Here is a 21,092-nt window from a genome sequence, read left to right on the forward strand (position 1 = left end):
CATGGTATCGCCCAGCGATGCGGGGCGGTGGCAGATCAGTACCCTATTGATAAACAGGATAAAATCCGATGTCGAAAAATTATGCAGCCCTGGCGCAACAGATAGTCGCGGCAATCGGCGGGGTCGACAACGTCGCCGCCGTTACCCACTGTATGACCCGTCTGCGCTTCGTGGTTAAAGACGACGTACAGGTCGATAGCTCTACCCTGAAAGGCCTGGCCGGGGTGCTCGGCGTCGTGCGCAGCGATAACCAGTGCCAGGTGATCATCGGCAACACTGTCTCCCAGGCCTACCGCGAGGTGGTGAATCTGCTGCCAGGCGACCTGCGCCCGGCTGAGCCGCAGGGCAAAGCGCCGCTGACCCTGAAACGCATCGGCGCCGGGATCCTCGACGCGCTGATCGGCACCATGTCTCCGCTGATCCCGGCGATTATCGGCGGATCGATGGTCAAGCTGCTGGCGATGATCCTCGAGATGAGCGGCGCGTTGCCGAAAGGCTCGCCGACGCTGACCCTGCTGGCGCTTATCGGCGACGGCGCATTTTTCTTCCTGCCGCTGATGGTGGCCGCCTCCGCGGCGGTGAAATTCAAAACTAATATGTCGCTGGCTATCGCCATCGCCGGGGTGCTGGTGCATCCTGGGTTTATCGAATTGATGGCCAAAGCCGCCCAGGGAGAACACGTTGAATTCGCCTTTATTCCGGTTACCGCGGTGAAATACACCTACACGGTGATCCCGGCGCTGGTGATGACCTGGTGCCTGTCGTATATCGAGCGCTGGGTGGATCGCATTACCCCGGCGGTGACGAAAAACTTTCTGAAGCCGATGCTGATCGTGCTGATCGCCGCCCCGCTGGCGATCCTGCTGATTGGCCCGCTGGGCATCTGGATCGGCAGCGCCATTTCCGCGCTGGTGTATACGATCCACAGCTATCTCGGCTGGCTGTCGGTGGCGATCATGGGCGGGCTGTGGCCGCTGTTGGTGATGACCGGTATGCACCGCGTCTTTACGCCGACCATCATTCAGACCATCGCCGAAACCGGCAAAGAGGGTATGGTGATGCCGTCGGAGATCGGCGCCAACCTGTCGCTCGGCGGCTCTTCGCTGGCGGTAGCGTGGAAAACCAAAAACCCGGAGCTGCGCCAGACGGCGCTGGCCGCCGCGGCATCGGCGATTCTGGCCGGGATTTCCGAACCGGCGCTGTACGGCGTGGCGGTGCGCCTGAAGCGCCCGCTGATCGCCAGCTTAATCAGCGGCTTTATCTGCGGCGCGGTGGCAGGCATTGCCGGACTGGCCAGCCATTCGATGGCGGCGCCGGGGCTGTTTACCAGCGTGCAGTTTTTCGATCCGGCCAATCCAATGACCATCGTCTGGGTGTTTGGCGTGATGGCGCTGTCGGTGGTGCTGTCGTTTGCCCTGACGCTGATCCTTGGCTTTGAGGACATTCCCGTTGAGCAGGCCGCTGCCGACGCCAGAGCGCGCCAGGCCCGGGCCCAGGCATCCCACGCCTGAATACACTATTGATAATGAGGTAATGCATGGCGAGTTTCCCACAGGGATTTTTATGGGGCGGCGCACTGGCCGCCAACCAGTCTGAAGGCGCTTATCTTGAAGGCGGTAAGGGGCTGACCACCGTGGATACCCTTCCCCACGGCGCCCATCGCCTGCCGGTAAAATTAGGCCTGGAGAAGCGCTTTACGCTGCGTGAAGACGAATTTTACCCCAGCCACCAGGCGATCGATTTTTACCATCGCTATAAAGAAGATATCGCCCTGATGGCCGAGATGGGGTTCAGCGTCTTTCGCACCTCCATCGCCTGGAGCCGCCTGTTCCCACGCGGCGACGAACAGCAGCCGAATCCGCAGGGCATCGCCTTCTATCGCTCACTGTTCGAGGAGTGCAAAAAGCACGGTATCGAGCCGCTGGTCACCCTGTGTCATTTCGACGTGCCGATGCATCTGGTGATGGAGTACGGCTCCTGGCGCAACCGCAAAATGGTGGATTTTTTCAGCCACTACGCCCGCACCTGCTTTGAAGCTTTTGACGGCCTGGTGAAATACTGGCTCACCTTCAATGAAATCAACATCATGCTGCACAGCCCCTACTCCGGCGCCGGTCTGGTGTTTGAAGAGGGTGAAAACCAGGAGCAGGTGAAGTATCAGGCCGCGCATCACGAGCTGGTGGCCAGCGCGCTGGCGACGAAAATCGCCCATGAGATTAACCCGCAAAATCAGGTCGGCTGTATGCTGGCCGGCGGTAATTTCTACCCTTACTCCTGCAAGCCGGAAGATGTATGGATGGCGCTGGAGAAGGACCGCGAAAACCTGTTCTTTATCGATGTCCAGGCCCGCGGCGCCTATCCGGGGTGGGCCGCACGGGTGTTCCGGGAAAAAGGGGTCACGATTGCGAAACAGCCGGGCGATGACGAGATCCTCAAAAACACCGTCGATTTCGTCTCCTTTAGCTACTACGCGTCGCGCTGCGCCTCGGCGGAGATGAACGCCAGCAACACCAATGCCGCCAACATCGTCAAGTCGCTGAAGAACCCGCACATTCCGGCCAGCGAATGGGGCTGGGGCATCGACCCGCTGGGCCTGCGCATCACCATGAACATGATGTACGACCGCTATCAGAAACCGCTGTTCCTGGTGGAAAACGGGCTTGGCGCCCGCGATGAGATCGATGCCAATGGGGACATCAATGACGACTATCGCATCAGCTACCTGCGCGAGCACATCAGGGCGATGCGCGATGCTATCGGCGACGGCATTCCGGTGATGGGCTACACCAGCTGGGGCTGCATCGATCTGGTCTCGGCGTCCACCGGCGAGATGAGCAAGCGCTACGGCTTTGTCTATGTCGATCGCGACGATGCCGGCAACGGCACCCTGGCGCGTAAGCGTAAAAAGTCATTCTTCTGGTACCAGAAGGTGATAGCCAGTAACGGCGCCGATCTCGACTAAGCACCCTCGCCCACGCGCGCCCGTTCCCCGCGATAACCGGGGGACGGACGTCGGCTATCTGTTGCATCCATTACATGCTTTTTTCTCGAGCCTGATTCCAGTTTCTGGTTTGCCACCTGTTTACAATAACTGGTATTTTATCCAGTACTTTTACAGGGGTATCTTCAGCAAGGAGCACATCATGAGCGCACAGCACCCTACCGCAGCCAGAGGGATAGCCAGGGCCATTCGCCAGTTAACCGTGGGATATGTCAGAAAACGCCATGAGGATCGCAAAACGCGGGAGACGCGGCGCTACACCCGCCACGCGGCATTAAGCTTAAACGGCGACTGGCTGGAGCAGGCGGGGTTTCCGGTCGGCACGCAGGTCAGAGTCTCGGTGTCGCCCGGTAAATTAGTGATAGAGAATCTTGAGCTGGCAGCGCCGGGAACGGGGCTCCCTTCCGGCCAGTCGTGCGCCGGCGGAGAGCCCGGTTCGCCGCAGGGCTAGTCGTCCGCGGCCTCCAGCTGAGTAAAGCCGCCCTTGCCCTGCCAGCCTGCCAGCTGCTGATACACCCGGGCAACGGCCTCTTTCACCGGCTGGGTCATCGGATAATAAAAACCGACGATATCCGGCTGAATGCCGAGGAAAATCACCTCGCCGACGTCTTCTTTCAGCTGATCGACCAGATAGTTGAGCGGCATGTTATGGGTGGTCATCATAAACATCTCGGCGATGTCGTCGGGATCGATGATGCGAATGTCGCCGGGGTTTAGGCCCATATCGGTGGCATCGACAATCAGCAGGCGTTCGGGGCGTAATTCGCGGATCGCCACGATGTCGTTTTCCGGCGCGCTGCCGCCGTCGATGACCACCCACTGGCCGGCCGGGTTCGCCGCGCACATCTCCGCCAGCAGCGGGCCGGCGCCGTCGTCGCCCATCATGCTGTTGCCGACACAGAGTAAAACGTCAGTCACGTAATCTCCTCACCATCAGGTAGATGGCGCTCTCCTGGTGAATATCATGCAGCATGCTGAGCAGGGTTTTGCTCCACGCCTGCTGCTGCGGGGTCTGCGCGGACTGCGCTTTATCAAAGGCATTGGCCAGCATCGCCACATGACTGCTGTCGATGACGATTTCGCCATACTTCGGCACGCCCTCCATTTTGCGCCGCGCGGCGCTTCCGGCCTCAAGGGTGGCGATCCATGCCAGATACGCGTCCCATGGGCAGCTCAGCGCCGCCTCCAGACAGTCGATGACGCCGAGGTGGTGGCCAATCGCCAGGCTGTAATAGACCACCTGCTGCGCCTGATCCGGCGTGGCGTCGTTCTCATCAATAAATTTACGGCTCAGCTGACTGAACACCACCGTCTCGCTCATCGGATACGCGCCCCCTCGACCACCTGGTTGAGATGGGTGACGATCTCGGTCAGACGCGGATCTTTCTCCGCCTCCAGCCAGCGCAGCACCTGGCTGTCGCCCTGGCCAAGCAGACGCATATAGTCATCGGCAATCTGCCGTCCATAGCGATAGCCCGCCAGACGCCGCGCTTCGCGATCGATGCGCACCCGCAGAGGCTGCACCATATCGGCATGCAGCAGCTCGGTCGGCTGTTCGTCGAGCTCACCCGGCAGACGGGCATGAATTTTCTGCTCCAGCAGGCCAAGCGCCATGGCGAAGCCGTACAGCGTGGCGGCTGGCGTCGGCGGGCAGCCCGGAATATAGACGTCGACCGGTACGATTTTATCGGTACCGCCCCAGACGCAGTACAGGTCGTGGAAGATGCCGCCGCTGTTGCCGCAGGCGCCGTAGGAGATACAGATCTTCGGATCCGGCGCCGACTGCCAGGCGCGCAGCGCCGGGGAGCGCATCGCGCGAGTCACTGCCCCGGTAAACAACAGAATATCGGCATGGCGCGGCGAAGGCACCACCTTAATCCCGAAGCGTTCAGCGTCGAACAGCGGCGAAAGGGTGGCGAAAATTTCGATTTCGCAGCCGTTGCAGCCGCCACAGTCGACGCGGTAGACGTAGGCCGAACGTTTAATCTTCTTCAGTAGCGAGGCCTTCATGCTGGCGATGGATTCATCCACCGTCATCGGCACGGGAATGCCGTTTTCATCGCGCGGGCCAAGTAAAGTACTCATCAGCTGGCCTCCCTCATATGGCGGGTCAGTTCAATACGATCGGACGGCACCAGGCATTTCTGGCGCTTGCATTCCGGGCAGGTTTCGAAGCTTTCGCGGTGCAGCTCGGCGCGGGTATCGCCGTTATGCTTGAGCAGCGCGATGGCGTAGTCGATCTCCTTCTGCACCGCGAACGGACGCTGGCACTCCCGGCAGTGGCAGATAGCGAAGCGCGACTGCTGGAGGAAATCCTCTTTCTTCCACACCGCCAGCTCATACTCCGGCGACAGCTTAATGGCCGCCGTCGGGCAGACCTCTTCACAGCGACCGCAGAAGATGCAGCGCCCGAGGTTAAACTGCCACGCCAGCTGGTTAGTGGCCAGATCGATCTCGACCGTCAGGGCGTTCGACGGGCAGGCGTTCACGCAGGCCGCGCAGCCGATACACTGCTGTGGCGTATGCTCCGGCTTGCCGCGAAAGTTTTTGTCCACCGGCATCGGCTCCAGCGGGTAGGCGTGCGTCGCGGTGCCGGTCTTAATAACTTTTTTAATAAAGGTAAACATGGCGATTCCTTATTTCAGCGGCGAGTTTTTACGCTCGATGCTGTAGCGCTCCAGCTCTTTGTATGGCACCACTTTGCTCTTCTTCTTGCGTACATCGACCACGGTCATGCGGTCAGTACAGGAGTAGCACGGGTCGAGGCTGCCGATGATCAGCGGCGCATCGGAAACGGTGTTGCCGCGCAGCATATAGCGCAGGGTCGGCCAGTTGGCGTAAGTCGCCGCCCGGCAACGCCAGCGGTACAGTTTCTGGTTGTCGCCGGTCATGCTCCAGTGGATATCGTCGCCGCGCGGCGCCTCGGAGAAGCCCAGCGCGAAGCGGTGCGGAATATAGGTGAACCCCTCCACCATCAGCGGGCCGCCCGGCAGGTTATCGAGACCGAAATCAATCATATTCAGCGCGGTGTAAACCTCGTTGATCCGCACCTTGAGGCGAGATATCACGTCGCAGCCCTGCTCGCTGTGGACTTCCATCGGCAGCAGGCCGTAACCGACAAACGGGTGGTCGGCGCGGGTGTCACGGGCGTGACCGCTGGCGCGCACCATCGGGCCGACGTTGCTGAAGTCGCGGGCGATTTCCGGGTCCAGACGGCCAATACCGACGGTACGCTGTTCCATATTCGGCGTGCTGAGCAGCATATCCACCAGCTCCTGCACGTCGCGACGCATCTGCTGCGCCAGCTGACGGGTCTGGATCATGTCCTCTTTCAGCAGGTCGCGGCGGATCCCGCCGATCAGGTTCAGGCCGTAGGTTTTACGCGCGCCGGTAAGGATCTCTGCCATCTTCATCGAGGTTTCGCGCACGCGGAAGAACTGCATAAAGCCGGAGTCAAAGCCGGTAAAGTGGCAGGCCAGACCGAGGTTCAGCAGGTGCGAGTGCAGGCGTTCCACCTCCAGCAGAATGGCGCGGATCATCTGCGCCCGCTCCGGCACCACGATGCCCATCGCGTTCTCCACCGAGGTGGTGTAAGCGGTGCTGTGGGCGAAGCCGCAGATGCCGCACACCCGGTCCGACAGGAAGGTCACTTCGTTATAACCCATGCGGGTTTCCGCCAGCTTTTCCATCCCGCGATGGACGTAGAACAGGCGGTAGTCGGCGTCGATAATGTTCTCGCCGTCAACGAACAGGCGGAAGTGGCCAGGTTCATCAGAGGTGACGTGCAGCGGGCCAATCGGCACCACGTTGTTTTTCTTGCTGCCGAGCTCGTTAATAAACTCGTAGGTTTCGGCGTCGGTGGTCGGCGCCGGACGCTGGCGATAATCCATGCTGTCTTTGCGCAGCGGATAGAGTTCGTCCGGCCAGTCGTCCGGCAGCACCAGCCGGCGTTCGTCCGGCAGGCCGACCGGCACCAGGCCGTACATATCACGCACTTCGCGCTCGCCCCATACCGCCGCCGGGACGCGCGGCGTCACCGACGGGTATTCCGGTTTGTTGGCGTCCACTTCCACGCGCACGGTGATCCAGCATTTGGTGCCCTGCTCCATCGACAGCACGTAATAGACCGCGTAGTGGCCGTTGAGCTTACGTTCATCGTTGCCGAACAGCACCGACAGCCAGCCGCCCTGCTGGTAGTAGAGAAACTCCACCACTTCCGGCAGGTAGTTGACCTTCACGGTGATGGTTAACTGGTCTTTGGTCTGCCAGGCTTCGTCCAGCACCACGCCGGGAAAGGCCTGGTGCAGCGCCGCAAGGTAGTGTTGACCGATTTTTTCTTCAGACATGCTCAAACTCTCTTAATCACGCCACCAGCAAGGAGACGAAAGCTAAAAAGGCGAAACCAAACCCGGCCCAGGTGACGCGGGAGGTGGCACAAAAACGCAGACGCGCCATGCTGTTTTCAAACAGCGCGATAATTAGCACCCCAACCACCAGCTTAACGATGGCGACCACCAGCGCCAGCAGCAGGCCGCNGACGCTGAAGCTGGTCATCTGGCCCCACGGAAAGAAGACCCCGACAAACATCTGCAGCACCACCAGCTGTTTGAGGCTGATGCCCCACTTCAGGATGCCAAAGCCGCTACCGCTGTATTCCGACAGCGGCCCTTCCTGCAGCTCCTGCTCCGCTTCCGCCAGATCGAACGGCAGTTTGCCCATCTCGATAAAGGTGGCGAAGGCGCAGGCGCATAACGCCAGAATCAGTGGAATGCTGCGCGCCGCCGGCCAGTGGTAAAGGGTATCGGTGATGGCGCTGATATGGGTCGAGCCGGCGACCTGCGCCGCCACCCACAGGCCCAACAGCAGGATCGGCTCCACCAGCACGCCGAGCATCGCTTCGCGACTGCTGCCCAGCGCGGTAAACGGGCTGCCGGTGTCCAGACCGGAAATGGCAAAGAAGAAACGGGCGATGGCGAACAGGTAGATCAGGGTGATGAGATCCCCCAGCACCGGCAGCGGGGAGTCTACCGTCACCACCGGCAGCGCGGTGGCGATGGTCAGCATCACGCCCACCATGACGTACGGCGTCAGGCGAAACACCCAGCCCGAGGCGTCAGGACCGACGCTCTGGCGGCCCAGCAGTTTCAGGATATCGCGATACTCCTGCAGTACCCCCGGTCCACGGCGGTTATGCAGCCGCGCGCGGGCGACGCGAACGATCCCGGACAACAGCGGCGCGACGGCAAACAGCACCAGCGCCTGTAGCAATGCAATTAACAGACTCATTCTCAGGCTCCTCGCGAAATGACAATCACCACCAGCACCGCCAGCTCAACCAGCGCGATCCCGCGTAGCAGCGCCGGCGCCGAGGCCGATTGCCAGCCCGGCACCAGACGCACCGGGTTCAGCCAGTGACGCAGCTTCAGCAACGGCGCAAAGGCCTCTTTCACCGGCATGGCAAAGCCGTGGGCCGTTACCACCATCGACTGCTCGTGGTCGTAACCGCAGACCCACGCCGCGCCGCGCGAGCGCGCCGCCAGGCGATCGCCTTTAAAGAAGATCATCAGCAGGAACGGCAGCAGCGGGCAGGCAATAAGCAGCAGCGCGATCATCGGCTGCGACACCACGCTCGATACCTGAGCCTGCACCGGGAAGGCGCCGCTCACCAGCGGCAGCAGCCACGGCGCGGCGATGCCGCCAACGAGGCAGAAGACCGCCGCCAGCACCACGCTCAGGGTCATCAGCCAGGGGGCGCAGGTGGCGTTTTCCGCCTCTTTCGTCCGCGGCGCGCCGAGGAAGGTCACGCCGTAGACTTTCGCCATACACATCACCGCCAGTGCGCCAGTGATCGCCAGGCCAACGGCCAGTAGCGGCCCCAGCAAACGGCCGATAAACAGGTCGCCAGTGCTCATTTTGAAGAAGGATTGATAGATAACCCACTCGCCGGCGAAGCCGTTCAGCGGCGGCAGGGCAGCCATTGCCATCAGCCCCACCAGCATGGCGAGGGAGATCAGCGGCATTTTTTTACCGATGCCGCCCAGCTTCTCGATATCGCGATGACCGGTGCGGAACCACACCGCTCCGGCACCGAGGAACAGCGTGGTTTTGAACAGGCTGTGGTTAATCAGGTGATACATGCCGCCGATAAAGCCCAGCACCATCAGCGTGCTGTTGCGGGTCGCCACGCCGGTGACGAAGGCGCCCAGCCCCAGCAGGATAATGCCGATATTCTCCAGGGTGTGATAGGCCAGCAGGCGCTGAATGTTATGCTCCATCAGCGCATACAGTCCGCCGATAAAGGCGGTGATCATCCCCAGCGCCAGCAGCATCACGCCCCACCACAGCGGCGGCACGCCGCCGGCCAGCGAAACGGTCAGCATGCCGTACAGACCAACCTTCATCACCACCGTGGAAAACAGCGCGGCGGCCGGCGCGCTGGCCCCGGCGTGGGCCTGCGGCGCCCAGCCGTGCAGCGGGATCGCCCCGGCCAGCAGGGCGAACCCCACCAGACCCGGCAGCCAGAGCAGCGGGTTCTGCATCATATCCACCGCCTGAAGGTTGATCTGCGCCAGCTCGAGGGTGCCGTAGGTTGACCACACCAGCCAGCAGGTCCAGGCCATCAGCAAAGTACCGAGACGCCCCAGGGCAAACCACAGCTTACCGGAGGCGGCGCAGCCGGTGAGAAACGCCGCGCAGAGCGCCATGATCTCCGCCATCACCACCAGTGAACCGATATTGGTCACCACCACCGCGCAGGTCGCGGCGGCCAGCAGCAGGTTGACCAGCGGGCCGTTGGCCTTCACCTGCGGGTGGCGATGCCAGCTAATATTAAACAGCGACACCGGCAGCGCCGACAGGCCGATGGCCAGCAGCCACAGCGCGTTGACGCCCCCTACCCGTATCGTCAGGTGGAGAAACTGCAGCATGCCGCCGTGGATCCGCTCCGGCATCAGCAGCGCGGCGCCGCCGGCGACCACCAGCATGGCGCTGGCCACCGCGCCGCCGATCCCGGCAATGGCGCCGCTGAGCGGTTTGCGCATGGCAAACAGAAAGGCCAGTACGGCGCTGGCGGCATACCACGCCACCGCCTGATTCACTAATCCAATTACACTCATTCCCTCTCCCCCTGTTGCGCCTGGAACAGCGACAAGTCGCCAAGGTCGGTATTAAAGGTCAGCTGACGTTTACGCTTGCTGGCCTGGGCGATATCACGGCTATCCACCAGCATCAGCGCGTTGGTCGGACAGGTCCGCACGCAGGCCGGGCCCTGGTCATCGAAGTGGCAGAGGTCGCATTTCACGGCAATAGCGCGCACGCCCGGTACCCAGTCGAGCAGCGAGCTGACGCGCGCCGGCGCCGGCGGCGCGGGGGGCGCCAGCCGGGTATTGGCATTCGCCGGGATATCCAGCGGGCGGCTGCCGGAAAATTCAATGGCGCCGAACGGGCAGGCAATGCCGCACAGTTTGCAGCTTACGCACAGGCTCTCGTTGAGCTGGACCGCGCCATCGACGCGCTGGATGGCGTTAACCGGGCAGACGGTGGCGCAGGGAGCATCTTCACAGTGGTGGCACATCTGCGGTGCCGATTCTTTTTCATTACGCATCACCTGCAGCCGCGGCATAGCCTGCAGGCCGTGCTGGCGATGCGTCTCAGAGCAGGCGGCTTCGCAGGTGCGGCAGCCGATACAGACAGTGGAGTCAGCAATTACAAAACGGTTCACCGGGTCATCCTCGGGTGAAAGTCATTTTTGACGAAATCAGGTTGCGCAGGTGTCATTTTCGACACGTGTCGACACCTTACGATCAGTGGGTCAGCGCCAGATGGCTTAAATCCACCGGTTGGTCTTGTTCCATGGCGTCATACAGACGGTCATAGACGGTGGCGATAATCGCCAGATAGTGCTCCAGCACCTGGTCGCGGGAGCGGTTGCTGATGCGGCCGTCCACCGTGCCATCCATTGCGAGGGTGGCCTGAGCAATCAGATACTTATCACCGCCGTTTTTGTTTTCGACGTAGTACTCGATGGTGTGGCTGTTGAAGCCTTCCGCGAGGGCGACGAACACCTGAAAATGGCCGAACAGCACGAAGCACAGCTCTTTGTCCGGCGCGCAGCTCATCGCGTGATGCAGGCGGGCCTTCGACAAGGTGATCCCCTGAACCAGCGAGTTACAGTAGATGTGCCACTGCTCCTGCTGCTGCCGGTGACGGTCGGCGATGTAATCCGCCTTTTCACTTATTTCCCAAATAGTCATATCGGTTTCTCCGTAGCATGAGATGCACCCTCTAAGCATTTTTCATGCCAGATTTTATTTAATTGATTTAACTATGTTTTTATATCGCCCTCTGCCGATACGACATGTCGATGACAGCCCCGGGGCGTCGACATCGACATTGACTGCCACGACGATTTCATTCTGGCATCGTTATTGCATAGAAGGCGCATCGCGATACGGAGGCGACTATGCACGAAATCACCCTCAGCCAGCGGGCGCTGGAAATTATTGAACAACAGGCGCAGCAGGCCGGCGCGCGGCGGGTTACCGGCGTGTGGCTCAAGGTCGGCGCATTTTCCTGCGTGGAAGCCAGCGCCCTGACCTTCTGCTTTGAGCTGGTCTGCCGCGGCACGCTGGCGGAGGGGTGCGAACTGCATATCGCCGAACAACAGGCTGAATGCTGGTGCGATCGCTGTCAGCAGTACGTCCATCTTGTCTCGCAGCACGTTCGCCGCTGCCCGCACTGCAATAACGACCAGCTGCAGATCGTGGCGGATGATGGCTTACAGATTCAGCGTTTAGAATTGGAGTAAATTATGTGTACAACATGCGGCTGTGGCGAAGGCAACCTCTATATTGAAGGAGACGAACGAAACCCGCATTCCGCGTTCCGCAGCGCCCCCTTCGCGCCCGCCCCACGCCAGACGATGACCATCACCGGTGTCAAAATCGACCACTTCGCCCCCACCCGCACGCCAGAGGGCGACCTGCATTACGGCCACGGCGAAGCGGGTACCCACGCCCCGGGGCAGAGCCAGCGGCGGATGCTGGAAGTGGAGATCGACGTGCTGGATAAAAACAACCGCCTGGCGGCACGCAACCGCGCACGCTTCGCAGCAAAACAGCAGCTGGTGCTGAATCTGGTTTCCAGCCCCGGCTCCGGCAAAACCACCCTGCTCACCGAAACCCTCACCCGGCTGAAAGGACGCGCCGACTGCGCGGTGATTGAAGGCGATCAGCAAACGGTCAATGACGCCGCCCGCATTCGCGCCACCGGCACCCCGGCGATTCAGGTCAATACCGGGAAAGGCTGCCATCTCGACGCCCAGATGATCGCCGACGCCGCCCCGCGCCTGCCGCTGGCTGACCGCGGCATTCTGTTTATCGAAAACGTCGGCAACCTGGTCTGCCCGGCCAGCTTTGATCTCGGCGAGCGCCATAAGGTGGCGGTGCTGTCGGTCACCGAAGGCGAAGACAAACCGCTGAAGTATCCGCATATGTTCGCCGCCGCCAGCCTGATGCTGCTCAACAAAGTCGACCTGCTGCCGTATCTCAATTTCGACGTTGAGCGGTGCCTGGCCTGCGCCCGCGAGGTCAATCCGCATATTGAAATTATTCTTGTCTCCGCCACCAGCGGCGAAGGCATGGAGCAATGGCTCACCTGGCTGGAGACGCAGCGATGTGCATAGGCATTCCGGGACAAATTTGCGCCATCGACGGCGTGCTGGCGAAGGTGGAAGTTTGCGGTATTCAGCGCGACGTCGACCTGACGCTGGTCGGCGCCGTTGATGAGCAGGGCCAGCCGCGGCTCGGCCAGTGGGTGCTGGTGCACGTCGGCTTCGCCATGAGCGTCATTAATGAAGCCGAAGCCCGCGACACCCTCGAGGCGCTGCAAAATATGTTTGACGTGGAGCCGGACGTCGGCGCGCTGCTGTACGGCGAGGAGCGATAATGCGTTACGTAGATGAATACCGCGCCCCCGAACAGGTGATGCAGCTGGTGGCCCATCTTCAGCAGCGTGCTCGTCTGCTGCCGCACACCGCCGCGCGACCGCTGCGCATCATGGAGGTCTGCGGCGGCCATACCCATGCCATTTTTAAATTCGGGCTCGACCAGCTGTTGCCGGAGAACATCGAATTTATTCATGGTCCCGGCTGCCCGGTGTGCGTCCTGCCGATGGGGCGCATCGACGCCTGCATTGAGATTGCCAGCCGCCCGGGAGTGATCTTCTGCACCTTCGGCGACGCCATGCGCGTGCCGGGTAAAAACGGCTCGCTTCTGCAGGCGAAAGCCCGCGGCGCCGATGTCCGCATCGTTTACTCGCCGATGGACGCTCTGCGGCTGGCGCAGCAAAATCCGCAGCGCGAGGTGGTCTTTTTTGGTCTTGGTTTCGAAACCACCATGCCCGCTACCGCCCTGACCCTGCGTCAGGCGCGAGAGCGCAACGTCGATAACTTCTACTTTTTCTGCCAGCACATCACCCTGCTGCCGACCCTGCGCAGCCTGCTGGACCAGCCGGACAACAGTATCGACGCCTTTCTCGCCCCGGGCCACGTCAGTATGGTGATCGGCACCGAGGCCTACGGCTTTATCGCCAGCGACTATCACCGTCCTTTAGTGGTCGCCGGTTTCGAACCGCTTGATCTACTGCAAGGCGCGGTGATGCTGGTTGAGCAGACAATAGCGCAGCGCAGCGATGTGGAAAATCAGTACCGTCGCGTGGTGCCGGATGCCGGCAACCCGCTGGCGCAGGCGGCGATGGCCGACGTCTTCCGCCTGGATGGCGACAGCGAATGGCGCGGCCTGGGGGTCATCAGCGACTCCGGCGTGCAGCTTACGCCAGCCTATCAGCGCTTCGATGCCGAGGCGCATTTTCGCCCGGCGCCGCAGCGCGTGTGCGACGACCCGCGCGCCCGCTGCGGCGAGGTGCTGACCGGCCGCTGTAAACCGCACCAGTGCCCGCTCTTCGCCAGCACCTGCAATCCGCAAAGCGCCTTTGGCGCGCTAATGGTCTCCTCTGAAGGGGCCTGCGCCGCCTGGTATCAATATCGCAGTCAGGAAAATGAAGTATGAAAAGCGTCCAGTTAGCCCACGGTAGCGGGGGACAGGCAATGCAGCAGCTGATCGGCGACCTGTTTATGCAGGCCTTCGCCAACCCCTGGCTGGCGGAGCAGGAGGATCAGGCGCGCCTCGATCTGGCGGCGCTCGCCGCCCAGGGGGACCGCCTCGCCTTCTCCACCGACAGCTACGTGATTGACCCGCTGTTCTTTCCCGGCGGCAATATCGGCAAGCTGGCCGTCTGCGGTACCGCCAACGATGTGGCGGTCAGCGGCGCCATCCCGCGCTATCTTTCCTGCGGCTTTATTCTCGAAGAGGGGCTGGAGATGGCCACCCTGGAAGCGGTGGTCGCCAGCATGGCCGACACCGCCCGGGCGGCAGGGATCGCCATCGTCACCGGCGACACTAAAGTGGTGCCGCGCGGCGCGGCGGATAAGCTGTTTATTAACACCGCCGGCATCGGCGCCATCCCGGCGGACGTTCACTGGGGGACGCAGCAGATTAGCGCCGGTGATGTGCTGCTGGTCAGCGGCACGCTGGGGGATCATGGCGCCACCATCCTTAACCTGCGCGAGCAGATGGGGCTGGACGGCGCGCTGTCCAGCGACTGCGCGGTGCTGACGCCGCTTATCCAGACCCTGCGCCCGCTGAGCGGAGTGAAAGCCCTGCGCGACGCCACCCGCGGCGGGGTTAACGCGGTCGCCCATGAGTTCGCCGCCGCCAGNGGCTGCGGCATCGAACTGCAGGAGGCAACGCTGCCGGTCAACGACACGGTGCGCGGCGTCTGCGAGCTGCTTGGTCTGGACGCCCTGAACTTCGCCAATGAAGGCAAGCTGGTGCTCGCCGTCGCCCGCGACGAGGCGGAAAACGTGCTGGCGCATTTGCGGTCTCACGCGTTAGGACGCGATGCGGCGATAATCGGCGAAGTGGTCGTCCGCCCGGGCGTACGTTCCGTTGGGCTGTACGGCGTGAAGCGGACGCTCGATCTTCCCCACGCCGAACCGCTGCCGAGAATTTGTTAACGACGGCGTCGGGTCCCGGATAGCGGCTGGCGCCTTTTCCGGGCTACAAAACTGCGCGCACATGTAGCCCGGCTAAGCGCAGCGCGAGCCGGGAAAAAGCCAGCGTAATTATTTTGCCCAAACCAGCGGGCGCCCATGGATGGGTTAAAGCGGCAATAACCGCTTTATTAACATACTATTATTTGTACCATCATTTTCTTATGCGCCGCGTTGTCGGCGCGTTTTGGACGTAAGCAATGTCGTATACACCGATGAGCGATCTCGGCCAGCAGGGGCTGTTCGATATCACCCGGCTTTTATTACAGCAGCCCGATCTGGCCGCGCTAAGCGAAACCCTGACCCGTCTGGTGCAACAGTCCGCGCTGGCCGATGAGGCGGCCATCATCCTGTGGAACGCGGGTAATCACCGCGCGGCCAGGTACGCCTGCGATGAGGCCGGCCATCCGGTAAGCTACGAGGATGAAACCGTCCTGGCCCACGGTCCGGTGCGTCGCTTACTCTCCCGGCCGGATGCCCTGCATTGCGATCATGAAACCTTTGCCGACACCTGGCCGCAGCTTATCCGCAGCGGACTGTATCGTCCGTTCGGTTACTACTCGCTGCTGCCGCTGGCGGCGGACGGGCGGATCTTCGGCGGCTGCGAATTCCTCCGCCGTGACAACCGGCCGTGGAGCGAGAAAGAGTTCCAGCGGCTGCATACCTTCGCGCAGATCGTCGCCGTCGTCACCGAACAGATTCAGAACCGGGTCAGCAATAACGTCGATTACGATCTGCTGTGCCACGAGCGCGACAACTTTCGCATCCTGGTGGCGATCACCAACGCGGTGCTCTCGCGACTGGATATCGACGAGCTGGTCAGCGAGGTGGCGAAAGAGATCCATCGCTACTTCCGGATCGACGCCATCAGCGTGGTGCTGCGCAGCGACCGCAAGGGGAAGCTCAACATCTATTCCACGCATTATCTTGACGCCAGCCACCCGGTTCACGACCAGAGCGAGGTGGATGAAGCCGGCACCCTCACCGAGCGCGTGTTCAAAAGCAAAGAGATGCTGCTGCTTAATCTGCACGAACATGACACTCTCGCGCCGTATGAGAAAATGCTCTTCGAGATGTGGGGCAATAAGATCCAGACCCTGTGCCTGCTGCCGCTGATGTCCGGCAATACCCTGCTCGGGGTGCTTAAGCTGGCGCAGTGCGACGAACAGGTTTTCACCACCACCAATCTCAAGCTGCTGCGGCAGATCGCCGAGCGGGTGTCGATCGCTATCGATAACGCCCTCGCCTACCGCGAAATTCAGCGCCTGAAAGAGCGGCTGGTGGATGAGAACCTCGCGCTCACCGAGCAGCTCAATAATGTCGAGAGCGAATTCGGCGAGATTATCGGCCGCAGCGAGGCGATGAACAATGTGCTCAAGCAGGTCGAGATGGTGGCGCAGAGCGACAGCACCGTGCTGATCCTCGGCGAAACCGGCACCGGCAAAGAGCTTATCGCCCGCGCTATCCACAACCTCAGCGGACGCAACGGTCGGCGGATGGTGAAGATGAACTGCGCGGCGATGCCCGCCGGGCTGCTGGAGAGCGATCTGTTCGGCCACGAACGCGGCGCGTTCACCGGGGCCAGCGCCCAGCGTATCGGCCGCTTCGAACTGGCGGACAAAAGCTCCCTGTTCCTCGATGAAGTGGGCGATATGCCGCTGGAACTGCAGCCCAAACTGCTGCGCGTCCTCCAGGAGCAGGAGTTCGAACGTCTGGGGAGCAACAAGCTGATTCAGACCGACGTTCGATTGATCGCCGCCACCAACCGCGATCTCAAGCAGATGGTTATCGACAGGGAATTCCGTAGCGATCTCTACTACCGGCTCAACGTGTTCCCGATCCATCTGCCGCCGCTGCGTGAACGTCCCGACGATATCCCGCTGCTGGTGAAGGCGTTTACCTTTAAAATCGCCCGCCGCATGGGGCGCAATATCGACAGCATTCCGGCGGAAACCCTGCGCACTCTGACGCGTATGGAGTGGCCGGGCAACGTGCGCGAGCTGGAAAACGTTATCGAACGGGCGGTATTGCTCACCCGCGGCAACGTACTGCAGCTCTCCCTGCCGGAGCGGGATATCGTGGAAGCCCCGCGGACGCCGGCGGTCCTGCCTGAGGAAGGTGAGGATGAATATCAGCTGATCGTCCGGGTGCTGAAGGAGAGCAACGGCGTGGTGGCCGGGCCGAAAGGCGCCGCCCAGCGGCTGGGGCTCAAGCGCACCACGCTCCTGTCACGCATGAAGCGGCTGGGTATTAATAAAGACGAACTGGTGTAACCTCGCGCGCTCCCCCTTTCCGCGCCGGTGAGAGGGAGCGCTGGCGCAGCGCGCTATTTATCGCTGGTAAAACCGTTGCTGGTCGCCAGTTCGGCAAACCACAGCGCATTGCGTTTTATCTGTCGCTCGCCGGTCTCCAGATCCAGTCGCCAGAAGCCGTAGCGCCGTTTGAAGGCATTGATCCACGACCAGTTGTCGATAAACGTCCACTGGTGCACGCCAAAGCAGTTCGCGCCGTCGGCTATCGCCCGATGCAGCTGCACCAGATGCTCCTCCATCAGCTGGATGCGGAAAGTATCGTCTATCACCCCGTCCGCCCCGGGCTCGCCCTCTGATTGTCGATCCATCGCGATGCCGATTTCCGCGAGATACCACTTAATATTGCCGTAGTTATCGCGAATATTGGCGGCAATGTCATAGATCGCCTGCGGCAGGATCTCGTTGTTATCACGATAAGGATTAAAGCGGCCCTGCGGGTTCACCGCGTTTTCGAAATAGTATTCCGGGGTGAAATAATCGAGGTCATATTCGCTCTCACGCGCTTTTACCCGCCGCGGCACATAATAGTTTACCCCAAGAAAATCGATATCCGCGCTGAGGATCAACGCCGCGTCGTCTTTGCTGGTCGTCGGCAGGCAGTCGTGGGCGGCAAGGATCTCGCACAGCGCTTTGGGGAATTCATGTTTTACCAGCGGGTCAAGGAAGCTGCGGTTAAAAAACAGGTCGGCATACCCGGCGGCTTTTTTATCCGCGTCGCTGTCGGTGAGGGTATAGCTCGGGGTCAGGTTGAGCACCACGCCGATCTCGCCCGCCAGCGCCAGTTCACGATAAGCCGTTACCGCTTTGGCGTGCGCCAGCATAATGTTAAACGCCACCTGCGCCGCCAGCCGGCCATCTTTCTTACATGGATAGTGGAAGTCGTACAGGTAGCCTCCCTCAACCGGCACAATCGGCTCGTTGAAGGTTATCCAGTATTTAACCTTATGGCCAAACAGGCTAAAGGCGGTGCGGGCAAAGCGGGCAAACAGCTCGGCTACGTGCGCCGATTCAAAGCCGCCGTACTGTTTCTGCAGCGCTTCCGGCATATCAAAGTGGTAGAGATTGATCATCGGCTCAATGCCGTTGGCGATCATCTCATCCAGATAGGCGTGATAAAAACGCACCGCGTCCGGGTCCGGCGCGCCGGTTTCCAAATCAGCGATCAGTCGTGACCACTGTATCGAGGTACGAAATGAGTTGAAGCCGGTCTGTTTCATCAGCGCTACGTCCTGCGGATACTGATGATAAGTATCACACACGGTCTGCGGCCCTACCTGCTGATAAAATCGCTCCGGCTGTTCGGCAAACCAACTGTCCCAGATGGAACGATGGCGCTTATTGGTGACCCCTTCCGTTTGCGGGCCGGACGCCGCCGCCCCCCACAGGAACCCTTGCGGAAACTGATACTGCTGCATAACCTCTCCTTCGAAAAAAGGCTGCGCCCGTCTGGCGCAGCCTGAACGTACTACTCAGCGACCACTTCGATCGATTTAATGAACATATAGCCCCAGTCGCCGGTGAAGCGGCCGAAGTCAATCTGATTAGTCCCCGCGTTAAGCGTCACCGGTATCCGCAGCTGCTGGCCCTGCTCATCCGTCTGCGGGAAGGCCACCGCCTGCGGAGCGCCCCCGTTGACGACAAACGAGTTCTGCTTACCGCCCCATTTGCCGTTGAAGGTCACATTGAGCAGGAACTGACCGCTCCACGGCGCCTGCACCTGCCAGCCGATCTTATCCCCCTCGTTGGCGAATGGGCCAAGGAAGCCGTCCTCGCCAACTGCCAGCGCGTCTTTATCACTCTTCATCACCGTCAGCCGCCCCTCAGCCACGCCATAAACTTCGCCGTGATAACGACAAAAATCCGCTGGCGCTTTCCCCGTCGCCTCGCCCACCGTCACGGTCACGGTTTTGCTGCTTTTCAGCAGCCCATCGTCCGCCGTGAACGTCAGCGCATAGGTGCCTGGCGCCGTAAACCAGGCCCGGGTTTGAGCCCGATCGGCATGGCAGAAATGCACCTGGCCATCGCCGGCGTGCTGCCAGCCCACCTTAACCTCTCGCGACGGCAGGCCATCGTCCTGCCAGCTGGCCGTAAGCTCGACGCCCTGGTCCTGCGTGGTGGTTAGGGCCGGCTCCAGCGTGACAACCGGTGGCTGATTCTCCTCGCTATGCTGCACGCTAATCACATTGGAATGAGCCGAACGACCACTCTCGTTTTTCGCCGTCACCCGGTAGTAATACGTGTGCCCGAGCTGAAGCTGACGATAATCGTCGCGGAACAGAACCATGGTTTCTGGATTCCATTCGTTAACGCCATCGGAGATATCCCGGCCCACCACCGTCCACGGCCCGGTCGGTGAGGCGGCGCGTTCGACATCGTAGCTGCGTCCTACCGCAGCGCCCATCCAGTTGATCGCGAAGGGCGAGGTGGTCTCGCGCAGCAAAGGCGCGTCCGGCTTCGGCAGCGGCGCCATCGTCTGCTGCCCGGCCATCTGCGCCGCGGCGGTGCGCACCAGATCGACCACCGCCTGCTCCTGGTTCGCTTCGCCTTCTTTGGCAAACCCCGGCAGGTGGTAACTGTAGTGCCCGGTCGACTCCTTATGCCAGTAGAAGCCGCCGTCGTGACGATGGCCGCGGAAGCCCCAGATAAGCCCGCCGGCGGCTTGCGCCCCGTTGACGTCGCTGTGAACAATCGACTGCATAATGGCGTTCAGTTGATCCGCCGGCAGCAGGCCAAACTCGCCGACGAGATAGACTTTTTGTCCGCCGACGGCGCGCAGATCCTGCGTCACCTGCCCGGGATGGTTATTATCGGCATTGGTGTAATAGTGATTGCTGACGATATCCACATTGGGGTCGGTCAGCGCAAAGGAATTGATTTTCTTATAGGTACCATCCACCACCAGCTGATGAGGGGCCCATTTTTTAATCCACGCCGCGGTCTGATGCAGGAAATCGGCGTTGGTATCCTCCAGCTCGTTACCGGTTTCCCAGGCCATGATCGCCTTTTCATCATAATAGGCGCGGCCGGTGACAGTATTTGTCCGGGTGATAACCTGGCGGATCACATCCAGATAGGCTTTGAAGGTCTTGCTATCGGTCCGATAAAAGTCTTCCGCTTTTTCATGATAGAACGCCGCCAGCTGCTCGCGCCCGCCCCACCACCACCAGTGGTCGATAAACGGCAGGATCAGACGCAATCCCTGTTTATCCGCTTCGGCAATCATGTTGTCATACACCCGCATGGCTTTCTCATTCAGCCGCGGCATGCCGTCCGCCGTTTCCGGCGCCAGAATATGGGTCTCGCGCCCGCAGGCCTTATCAAATTCCTGCTGCACCGACAGCACGTAGACGCGCTGGGCTTTCGCCCCGGTTTGCACCATCGCCTGGATCCAGTTTTGCTGCTCCTGGGCCGTTGGCCATTTAAAGTATTGCCCCCAGCCGCGCGGGTCTGCCCTGCAGGGGCCGCGGGCGTCGTCTTCAATGCGGTGTAGCTCCGGCGCGTGGATCCCGGCGAAACGAAACACCTTGTCGCCGTCCTTGAGGGTGGCGCCGTCGCGAGTGATAAAGTGCGTAAAGTGCGAGCGCTCGGCGGCCAGCGCCCCGCCGGCCGCCAGCGCGGACAGCAGCCCCATCAGCAGCAGGTTTTTCATCGGCTTCATCGTTCTCTCTCC

General features: G+C 61.2%; 20 protein-coding genes. 9 read left to right on the plus strand and 11 right to left on the minus strand.

Features of this window, described 5'->3' with window-relative positions:
- Positions 1–68 precede the first annotated feature (68 nt).
- The 3 genes from ascF to VZP09_RS15340 all read left to right on the plus strand — a co-directional run bounded on the left by ascF (position 69) and on the right by VZP09_RS15340 (position 3,452).
- Entirely contained in the window at positions 69–1,511 is a 1,443-nt protein-coding gene (gene ascF, locus VZP09_RS15330) for a PTS cellobiose/arbutin/salicin transporter subunit IIBC (protein WP_004211588.1), read from the plus strand.
- 26 nt (positions 1,512–1,537) lie between these two features.
- Positions 1,538–2,962 (plus strand): 6-phospho-beta-glucosidase, encoded by a 1,425-nt coding sequence (locus tag VZP09_RS15335; protein ID WP_328795257.1) that lies wholly within the window; start codon positions 1,538–1,540, stop codon positions 2,960–2,962.
- A 181-nt stretch (positions 2,963–3,143) separates the two neighbouring features.
- Complete coding sequence (locus tag VZP09_RS15340; protein WP_002914883.1) at positions 3,144–3,452, plus strand: SymE family type I addiction module toxin; 309 nt, start codon at positions 3,144–3,146, stop codon at positions 3,450–3,452.
- On the opposite strand, the gene hycI is transcribed toward VZP09_RS15340, so the two are convergent.
- The 9 genes from hycI to hycA form a co-directional block, all read right to left on the minus strand.
- Positions 3,449–3,919 (minus strand): hydrogenase maturation peptidase HycI, encoded by a 471-nt coding sequence (gene hycI / locus VZP09_RS15345; protein ID WP_004174683.1) that lies wholly within the window; start codon positions 3,917–3,919, stop codon positions 3,449–3,451. The genes VZP09_RS15340 and hycI overlap by 4 nt on opposite strands.
- The gene (locus VZP09_RS15350) at positions 3,912–4,322 is read right to left on the minus strand and encodes a formate hydrogenlyase maturation HycH family protein (protein ID WP_002914887.1); all 411 of its coding nucleotides are present in this window, start codon (positions 4,320–4,322) and stop codon (positions 3,912–3,914) included. Before VZP09_RS15350 ends, hycI begins: the two co-directional genes overlap by 8 nt.
- A complete protein-coding gene (locus tag VZP09_RS15355) occupies positions 4,319–5,086 on the minus strand; it encodes an NADH-quinone oxidoreductase subunit B family protein (RefSeq protein ID WP_002914891.1) in 768 nt (255 codons plus the stop codon). The genes VZP09_RS15350 and VZP09_RS15355 overlap by 4 nt, the downstream gene beginning before the upstream one ends.
- Positions 5,086–5,628 (minus strand): formate hydrogenlyase complex iron-sulfur subunit, encoded by a 543-nt coding sequence (locus VZP09_RS15360; RefSeq protein WP_002914893.1) that lies wholly within the window; start codon positions 5,626–5,628, stop codon positions 5,086–5,088. The genes VZP09_RS15355 and VZP09_RS15360 overlap by 1 nt, the downstream gene beginning before the upstream one ends.
- A 9-nt stretch (positions 5,629–5,637) precedes the next feature.
- Positions 5,638–7,347 (minus strand): formate hydrogenlyase subunit HycE, encoded by a 1,710-nt coding sequence (gene hycE, locus VZP09_RS15365; RefSeq protein ID WP_004151044.1) that lies wholly within the window; start codon positions 7,345–7,347, stop codon positions 5,638–5,640.
- Positions 7,348–7,363: 16 nt separating this feature from the next.
- Positions 7,364–8,287, minus strand: coding sequence for a respiratory chain complex I subunit 1 family protein (locus tag VZP09_RS15370; RefSeq protein ID WP_328795258.1), 924 nt, complete (start codon positions 8,285–8,287; stop codon positions 7,364–7,366).
- Positions 8,288–8,289: 2 nt separating this feature from the next.
- A complete protein-coding gene (hycC, locus tag VZP09_RS15375; RefSeq protein ID WP_004890213.1) occupies positions 8,290–10,116 on the minus strand; it encodes a formate hydrogenlyase subunit 3 in 1,827 nt (608 codons plus the stop codon).
- Complete coding sequence (locus VZP09_RS15380) at positions 10,113–10,721, minus strand: 4Fe-4S dicluster domain-containing protein (RefSeq protein ID WP_004151047.1); 609 nt, start codon at positions 10,719–10,721, stop codon at positions 10,113–10,115. Before VZP09_RS15380 ends, hycC begins: the two co-directional genes overlap by 4 nt.
- An 82-nt stretch (positions 10,722–10,803) precedes the next feature.
- Positions 10,804–11,253 carry a formate hydrogenlyase regulator HycA gene (hycA, locus tag VZP09_RS15385; protein WP_002914925.1) on the minus strand — a complete coding sequence of 150 codons (450 nt, stop codon included), beginning with the start codon at positions 11,251–11,253 and terminating at the stop codon, positions 10,804–10,806.
- A 209-nt stretch (positions 11,254–11,462) separates the two neighbouring features.
- On the opposite strand from hycA, the gene hypA reads away from it, so the two are divergent.
- The 6 genes from hypA to flhA all read left to right on the plus strand — a co-directional run bounded on the left by hypA (position 11,463) and on the right by flhA (position 17,383).
- A complete protein-coding gene (gene hypA / locus VZP09_RS15390) occupies positions 11,463–11,807 on the plus strand; it encodes a hydrogenase maturation nickel metallochaperone HypA (RefSeq protein WP_002914928.1) in 345 nt (114 codons plus the stop codon).
- A gap of 3 nt (positions 11,808–11,810) precedes the next feature.
- Positions 11,811–12,683 carry a hydrogenase nickel incorporation protein HypB gene (hypB, locus tag VZP09_RS15395; protein WP_004890205.1) on the plus strand — a complete coding sequence of 291 codons (873 nt, stop codon included), beginning with the start codon at positions 11,811–11,813 and terminating at the stop codon, positions 12,681–12,683.
- Positions 12,674–12,946, plus strand: a complete 273-nt coding sequence (locus VZP09_RS15400; protein ID WP_002914934.1) for a HypC/HybG/HupF family hydrogenase formation chaperone — start codon at positions 12,674–12,676, stop codon at positions 12,944–12,946. The genes hypB and VZP09_RS15400 overlap by 10 nt, the downstream gene beginning before the upstream one ends.
- Positions 12,946–14,067: a hydrogenase formation protein HypD gene (gene hypD / locus VZP09_RS15405; RefSeq protein WP_004174679.1), complete on the plus strand. Its 1,122-nt coding sequence runs from the start codon at positions 12,946–12,948 to the stop codon at positions 14,065–14,067. Before VZP09_RS15400 ends, hypD begins: the two co-directional genes overlap by 1 nt.
- Complete coding sequence (gene hypE / locus VZP09_RS15410; protein WP_328795259.1) at positions 14,064–15,074, plus strand: hydrogenase expression/formation protein HypE; 1,011 nt, start codon at positions 14,064–14,066, stop codon at positions 15,072–15,074. Before hypD ends, hypE begins: the two co-directional genes overlap by 4 nt.
- 236 nt (positions 15,075–15,310) lie before the next feature.
- Positions 15,311–17,383, plus strand: a complete 2,073-nt coding sequence (flhA, locus tag VZP09_RS15415) for a formate hydrogenlyase transcriptional activator FlhA (protein ID WP_004185384.1) — start codon at positions 15,311–15,313, stop codon at positions 17,381–17,383.
- A 53-nt stretch (positions 17,384–17,436) separates the two neighbouring features.
- Here the strand turns inward: flhA and VZP09_RS15420 are convergent, their stop codons facing one another.
- Together VZP09_RS15420 and VZP09_RS15425 are read right to left on the minus strand one after the other, a co-directional pair.
- Positions 17,437–18,837 carry a glycoside hydrolase family 1 protein gene (locus VZP09_RS15420; protein WP_002914970.1) on the minus strand — a complete coding sequence of 467 codons (1,401 nt, stop codon included), beginning with the start codon at positions 18,835–18,837 and terminating at the stop codon, positions 17,437–17,439.
- Positions 18,838–18,887: 50 nt separating this feature from the next.
- On the minus strand, positions 18,888–21,080 hold the full coding sequence (locus tag VZP09_RS15425; RefSeq protein WP_328795260.1) for a CBM35 domain-containing protein: 2,193 nt from the start codon (positions 21,078–21,080) through the stop codon (positions 18,888–18,890).
- Between the last annotated feature and the right edge of the window lie 12 nt (positions 21,081–21,092).

Origin of the sequence: Klebsiella sp. EMBS2024 (genome assembly GCF_036233805.1) — a bacterium.
Taxonomy (GTDB): Bacteria; Pseudomonadota; Gammaproteobacteria; order Enterobacterales; family Enterobacteriaceae; genus Klebsiella; species Klebsiella pneumoniae.